Origin of the sequence: Halobaculum sp. XH14, from assembly GCF_032116555.1 — an archaeon.
Classification (GTDB): Archaea; Halobacteriota; Halobacteria; order Halobacteriales; family Haloferacaceae; genus Halorarum; species Halorarum halobium.
Genome location: NZ_CP134949.1, coordinates 3,317,797 through 3,323,858 on the forward strand (window position 1 = coordinate 3,317,797; position 6,062 = coordinate 3,323,858).

General features: G+C 70.9%; 7 protein-coding genes. 4 read left to right on the forward strand and 3 right to left on the reverse strand.

From position 1 onward, the window contains the following. Positions 1-667 precede the first annotated feature (667 nt). Together serS and RJT50_RS16835 are read left to right on the forward strand one after the other, a co-directional pair. A complete protein-coding gene (serS, locus tag RJT50_RS16830; RefSeq protein ID WP_313692887.1) occupies positions 668-2,050 on the forward strand; it encodes a serine--tRNA ligase in 1,383 nt (460 codons plus the stop codon). 242 nt (positions 2,051-2,292) lie between these two features. Beyond that, positions 2,293-3,246, forward strand: a complete 954-nt coding sequence (locus RJT50_RS16835; RefSeq protein ID WP_313692888.1) for a TIGR03557 family F420-dependent LLM class oxidoreductase — start codon at positions 2,293-2,295, stop codon at positions 3,244-3,246. Positions 3,247-3,253: 7 nt separating this feature from the next. Here RJT50_RS16835 and RJT50_RS16840 read toward each other — a convergent pair whose 3' ends face one another. Further along, on the reverse strand, positions 3,254-3,637 hold the full coding sequence (locus RJT50_RS16840) for a nuclear transport factor 2 family protein (protein ID WP_313692890.1): 384 nt from the start codon (positions 3,635-3,637) through the stop codon (positions 3,254-3,256). Positions 3,638-3,886: 249 nt separating this feature from the next. On the opposite strand from RJT50_RS16840, the gene RJT50_RS16845 reads away from it, so the two are divergent. Continuing rightward, positions 3,887-4,420 carry a DUF367 family protein gene (locus tag RJT50_RS16845; RefSeq protein WP_313692892.1) on the forward strand — a complete coding sequence of 178 codons (534 nt, stop codon included), beginning with the start codon at positions 3,887-3,889 and terminating at the stop codon, positions 4,418-4,420. A gap of 84 nt (positions 4,421-4,504) precedes the next feature. Here the strand turns inward: RJT50_RS16845 and RJT50_RS16850 are convergent, their stop codons facing one another. Continuing rightward, on the reverse strand, positions 4,505-4,867 hold the full coding sequence (locus tag RJT50_RS16850; protein WP_313692894.1) for a DUF5518 domain-containing protein: 363 nt from the start codon (positions 4,865-4,867) through the stop codon (positions 4,505-4,507). A 27-nt stretch (positions 4,868-4,894) separates the two neighbouring features. Continuing rightward, a complete protein-coding gene (locus RJT50_RS16855; RefSeq protein ID WP_313692896.1) occupies positions 4,895-5,656 on the reverse strand; it encodes a hypothetical protein in 762 nt (253 codons plus the stop codon). A 108-nt stretch (positions 5,657-5,764) separates the two neighbouring features. Here RJT50_RS16855 and RJT50_RS16860 point away from each other — a divergent pair, with 108 nt between their 5' ends. Then, positions 5,765-5,971 (forward strand): hypothetical protein, encoded by a 207-nt coding sequence (locus RJT50_RS16860; protein WP_313692898.1) that lies wholly within the window; start codon positions 5,765-5,767, stop codon positions 5,969-5,971. The last annotated feature ends 91 nt before the right edge of the window (positions 5,972-6,062 follow it).

A 6,062-nucleotide genomic window follows, 5' to 3' on the forward strand; every position in this document is an offset into this window, starting at 1 on the left:
GTTGCTCGGCTTCCACTGCTCGTTCACGGTGACGCAGTTCTCGAAAGCCCCCGCGGCTCTCGACTCCCGCGGACCGCGCTGCGCTCCTCGTCACTCGGCCTGCGGCCTCATTCCTTCGGTGCTTGCGGGTCCGGGGTTCGCCGAGAGCCGCGGCCCCTTTCAGTCCCACCCAACCGCCACCGCACCGCACAGCCACACGCCTCCCCAACCGATTCGCTCGGTCGGCTCGCTTCGCTCGCCGCCCTTCACTCATCCCTCGCGCGACGGCGGCGGACACGGAGGTCCGCCAGCCGCGCGCCACCGCACTCCCTGGTCAAACCTCGTGGCGCGCGGCGGCCAAGCGAAGCGCGGCCGCTCGTGCGAGGGACGAGCACCACAGCCTGCGCGACCGGAGGGAGCGCAGGAGGCTGGGGAGGGCGAGGTGCGGTCGCGGTGGGTGGGACTGAAAGGGGCCGTGGCGCTGGACGCAGGCGCGGACCGTCAAGCACCACAGCGCGAGCGAAGCGAGCGCGAGGAGCGCAGCGGCCGCACCGAGTCCAGCGCCACGGGGGCTTTCGAGGCAATCGAAGTAGCCCAACCACACCAATCACTTCGAGCGCCAGCAATCCGTGCTAACCACTCGAACGGACCCGACACGGTTTTGCGGCCCCCACAAGAAGCGACGACAATGATTTCGCGGCAGCTCCTCCGGGACGACCCCGAGACCGTCCGAGAGGCCCTCGAAAACAAGGGCGTCGAGGACGTCGACCTCGACCGCATCATCGAGCTGGACGACGAGTGGCGCGACCTCAAGGGACGCGGCGACACGCTGCGACACGAGCGCAACCAGGTGTCCTCGAAGATCGGCGAACTCAAACAGGCGGGCGAGGAGGAGGCGGCCCGGGAGGCCATCGAGAAGTCGGGCGAACTCAAGGCCGAACTCGAGGGAATCGAGGAGCGCGCCGACGAACTCGAGGACGAACTCCACGAGGCGATGCTCCGCCTCCCGCAGATTCCCCAGGACGACGTCCCCGTCGGCGAGGACGAGGACGAGAACGTCGAGCGTCGGCGCGAGGGGTTCGACGACCTGCGCGCGCTCCCCGACGAGGTCGTCCCCCACTACGACCTGGGCGAGGAGCTCGACGTCCTCGACTTCGAGCGCGGCGCGAAGGTGTCGGGCGGCGGGTTCTACTTCGCGAAGGGCGAGGGCGCGATGCTCGAACACGCCCTGATCCAGTTCATGCTCGAACTCCACCGCGAGCAGGGGTACGTCGACGTGTTCCCGCCCATCCCCGTCAAGTCGCGCTCGATGGAGGGCACCGGCCAGTTCCCGAAGTTCACCGAGGACGCCTACCGGCTCGAGGGCGACAACGAGGAGCCGTACGACGACGACGACCTCTGGCTGCTCCCGACCGCCGAGGTGCCGGTGACGAACATGTACCGCGACGAGATCCTGCTGGACGACGACCTCCCGATCAAACACCAGGCGTACTCGCCGAACTTCCGCCAGGAGGCCGGCGAGCACGGCACCGAGACCAGAGGCATCGTCCGCGTCCACCAGTTCAACAAGGTGGAGATGGTGAACTTCGTCCGGCCCGAGGAGAGCGACGAGCGCTTCGAGGGCCTCGTCGACGAGGCCGAGGAGGTGCTGCGGCGCCTCGACCTCCCGTACCGCATCCTGGAGATGTGCACCGGTGACCTCGGGTTCACGCAGGCGAAGAAGTACGACGTCGAGGTGTGGGCGCCCGCCGACGACATGGCCGACGGTCCCGAGGAGGGCGGCCGCTGGCTGGAGGTGTCGTCGGTGTCGAACTTCGAGGACTTTCAGGCCCGACGGGCGGGCCTGCGCTACCGGCCCGAGCGCCACGAGTCGGCCGAGTACCTCCACACGCTGAACGGGTCGGGGCTCGCCGTCCCCCGAATCGTCGTCGCCATCATGGAGTACTACCAGAACGACGACGGCACGGTCGGGGTGCCCGAACCGCTCCGGCCGTACATGGGCGGCCGCGAGGTCATCGAGGGGAGCGAGAAGGTCGGCGAGTCGGCCGTCGGCGCGGGCGAGAAGGAGTAGGCAGGGGGAGCGGAGACGGCGACGGAGTGGCGGGCGACGGGCCGGCCGCCGGGGACGGCACCGGACGGAGCGACTCGCGTAACGGTTCGCGCGGAACGGTAACTGGTTAACAGTCTTTTGCGGGTTCGTGCCGAATTCGACGGACGATGCCACGACCAGGAGTGACCCCCCGGGCGCGCCGTGTGGAACCGGATCGACGCCGCCGAGGAGGAACGGCCGGTCGGAACGGGGGGTGTCGCTGAATGGTCGAACTCGGCTACACGCTCTCCAGCGAGGAGCACCCGCCGACCGACCTGGTCGAACACGCCGCCAGGGCCGAGGAAACCGGATTCGACTTCCTCTCCGTCTCGGACCACTTCCACCCGTGGATCGGGAAGCAGGGCCACAGTCCGTTCGCCTGGGCGACGCTCGGCGGGGTGTCCCGGGCCATCGAGGACGTCCCCGTCGGCGTCGGCGTGAACTGCCCCATCATGCGGATCCACCCCGCTAACGTCGCGCAGGCGGCCGCGACGGTCGCCGACATGCTGCCCGACGGGTTCGTCCTCGGCGTCGGCACCGGGGAACTGCTCAACGAGCACGTCGTCGGCGAGCACTGGCCCGAACACGCCACGCGACTGGAGATGCTCGAGGAGGCGGTCGAAATCATCAGGACGCTCTGGCGGGGCGGCCAGCGAAGCTACCGCGGCGAGCACTTCACCGTCCAGAACGCGCGGCTGTTCACGCTGCCCGACGAGCCGCCGCCGATCCTCGTCTCGGCCTACGGCCCCAGGGCGGCCACCGCGGCCGCCGAGTTCGGCGACGGCCTCTGGACGGTCGGGCCCCAGGACGTCGTGAACACGTGGGCGGACGCGGGCGGCGAGGGGCCCCGCTACACCCAGCTCTCGGTCTGTTACGCCGAGGACGAGGAGGAGGCCGTCGAGACGGCCCACGAGTGGTGGCCGAACTCGGCGCTGCCCGGGGAACTCGCCGGCCACCTGCCGACGCCGACCCACTTCGAGCAGGCGTGCGAGATGGTCTCGACGGAGGATATCAGGGAGTCGAGCATCCTCACCGACCCGAACCCGGCGGCCCACGTCACGAGCATCGAGGAGGCGGTCGACGCCGGGTACGACCACGTCTACGTCCACCAGATCGGCCCCGATCAGGCGTCGTTCTTCGAGTTCTACGGGGAGGAGGTGCTTCCGGCGTTCGAGTGAGTCGACCTCATCGTTCCGGGTGGGAGTCGGTGTAGGTGGTTAGTTCGTGGACGGTACCGTCCGCGACCCGGAACACGTCGACGAAACTGAACAGGTCCTCGCCGTCCTCGGTTCGGAGGCGGCCGCGGACGACGACTTCGACCGCGTCTCCGGCGTCGTCGTGCCCGTCGCCGTCGCCGGCGTCGGTCTCCCGGTACACGGCCCCGACCTCGTGGACCGTGTCGGTCCGCGGGCGCTCCTCGCGCATGAACCGGACGAACGCGTCGCGGCCCGAGAGCGTCCTGTCGGGGCGGTCGTGGGTGAACTCGGGGTGGAGAAGCGCCGCGAGCGAGTCGTCGTCGCCACCGTCGATGGCTTCGTAGTAGCGTCGGGCGGCCTCCTCCGCGTTCATCTCGAGTGGAGGTTTCGGACGGGGTCGCTTGAATCGGTCGGCTATTCCGCGTTTTCGCGTTCACCACGGCGACTGCTGTCGACGGCACGGTCCCCTCGGAAGCCCCCACGGCCCCTTCCAGTCCCACCCGGAGGGCGGTTCGGCCGAGCGTCGTCCCTCGAGGATTCTAATCGTTCGGTGGAATCCGGCCGGTCGTCGGCCCGTCCCCTGCTCCGGGTCGCTTATGCCGGCATGGCACCGAGTCGGGGTGTGGACCTGCACGTCAGGTACGAGGGCGACGACGACCCCGACAAGTGCACGGCGCGAAAGCTCGCGCGCTTCGACCTCGCCGAACTCCACCGGTCGGACCGCGCGACGCCGTACGGAGTCGTGCTCAACCCCCACGCCGAGCGCGCGCTCTCACCCGCGGACGGGGCGGATGAGGACGCCTCCGCTGCCGATACGGACGCAGCGAGGGAGGACCGGCCGCTCGTCGCGCTCGACTGCTCGTGGGAGTCGGCCGGGGAGGCCCGCTTCTCGCTCCCCGGCGAACACCGCGCGCTCCCGTACCTCGTCGCCGCGAACCCGGTCAACTTCGGCCGCCCGATGCGGCTCACGACCGTCGAGGCGCTCGCCGCGGCGCTTTGCATCTTCGGCGAGACCGACCACGCCGAGCGGATCCTCTCGAAGTTCACCTGGGGCGGGACGTTCCTCGAACTGAACGAGGAGCCCCTCCGTCGATACGGCGACTGTGCCGACTCCGCCGAGGTCGTCGAGATCCAGGCCGAGTACATCGACCGCTGACGGTCGGGTCGGGGTCGTCCGGCGCCCTTCCCGGGCCGCCGTCGCTCGGCGACCCACGACCGCAGGCCGTGTTCCCCGCCGATGCTACGCGAGGAGGCCGCCGACCGCGCCGGCGATCGCCGAGTCGAGCGCGAACACCAGCGTCACGAGCAGGCCGAAGACGAGGAGCCCGGTTCCGGCGACCGCGCCGCCGAACGGCCCGCCGCCCGCGAGCCCGAGGACGCCGCCGAACAGCGCGAGCACGATCGTGAACGCGATGCCGGTGAGCGAGCCCGCGATCGCGCCGTGGACCGCGCCGGTTCCGACCCCGCCGCCCGCGAGGTAGCCGGCCACGAGTCCGCCGACGATTCCCGCGCCGAGCTGGCCGACCACGGGGATCGCCGTGCCGAACACCGCGACCACGAGGAACGTGACGAACCCCCAGCCGACCGCGCGCCAGTCAACCATACCGGTCCCGAGGCGACCGGGCCGTATCTACGTTTCCCCGTCGCCGGCGAGCAGCCCCTCGACGTCCCGGGCGTTCAGTTGCTCGTCGGTCGGGATGAACAGCCGGTCCGTCTCGGGGTCGTACACCGAGTCCGCCGGCACGGCGTCGGTCGGGGGCGCCGTGACGTCACGGTCCGGGTCGGCGCGCCAGCCGGGCGTCCCGCGACGCTCGGCAGCCCGCTCGACGGCCGCCTCCACGGTCGCCGCGTCGACGCCCCGGCGCTCGGCCCACTCGGCCGCCGGGACGCCCATCGCGCCGACCGCCCAGGCGTCGAGCGCCGCCGCCGGGTCCATCCCGGCGTCGAGCAGGTCGGAGACGGTTTCGAGCGCGTGCCCCTCCGTCGTCCGCCAGGACTCGGGCTTGTTCACCCGGACCGGATAGAGGAACGGCGCGTCGTACTCCTTCGCGAGGCTCCGCGGGAACGAGACGGTGCGACCCTCCGACTCCTGGAGCGACCGGAGGTTCGTCGCGGCAGCGGCCGCGAGCAGGTCGTCGTCCATCTCGTAGCCCGCCCGCTCCAGCGCCGCTTCGAGTTCGCGGAAGCCGAACGCGAACCAGGCCGCGTCCGACCGCTCGAGCAGGAGGTGGTCCGGCCCATCGGCGTCGCGCGCGTCGGTGAACTCCCCGGCGAGTCGGTCGCGGACGGCGTCGTGGAGCGTCCGCAGTCCGACCTTCACGTCGGTCGGCTCGAAGTCGGTGTTCGACGCGACGGCCTCGATGACCGCGTCGTCGATGGCCGGCCTGTGCATACCGGACCGCTCGGGCGATGCGGGAAGAAGTTTCCCCTCGGGGTATCAGGTCCGAATGGTGGCCCGGCCGGAATCGGATTTTACGCCGCTGCCACGAACTCCGGGGCGATGTTCGGCGATCCTCCCGAGGCGGTCGAGCGCATCGTCGGCGACCCGGTGCTGCGGATCGGTGTGGCGGCGCTCGCGCCGGACGCGGTCGTCGCCGCCGCCGACCCGCCGGCGTCCCGCTCGGCCGTCTTCGGCGTCGCCGTGGTCCTCGTCGTCCTGCGGCTCCGCTACCGGCTGCACACGTACCCGCCGGCCGGCGCGGCGTAGTCGGGTATGATCGTGAGATTCCGCGGGACGACGTGGGTCCGGGAGGCCTCCCGGACGCCAGCGGGATCGACGGCCACGGAGCTCTCGAGGC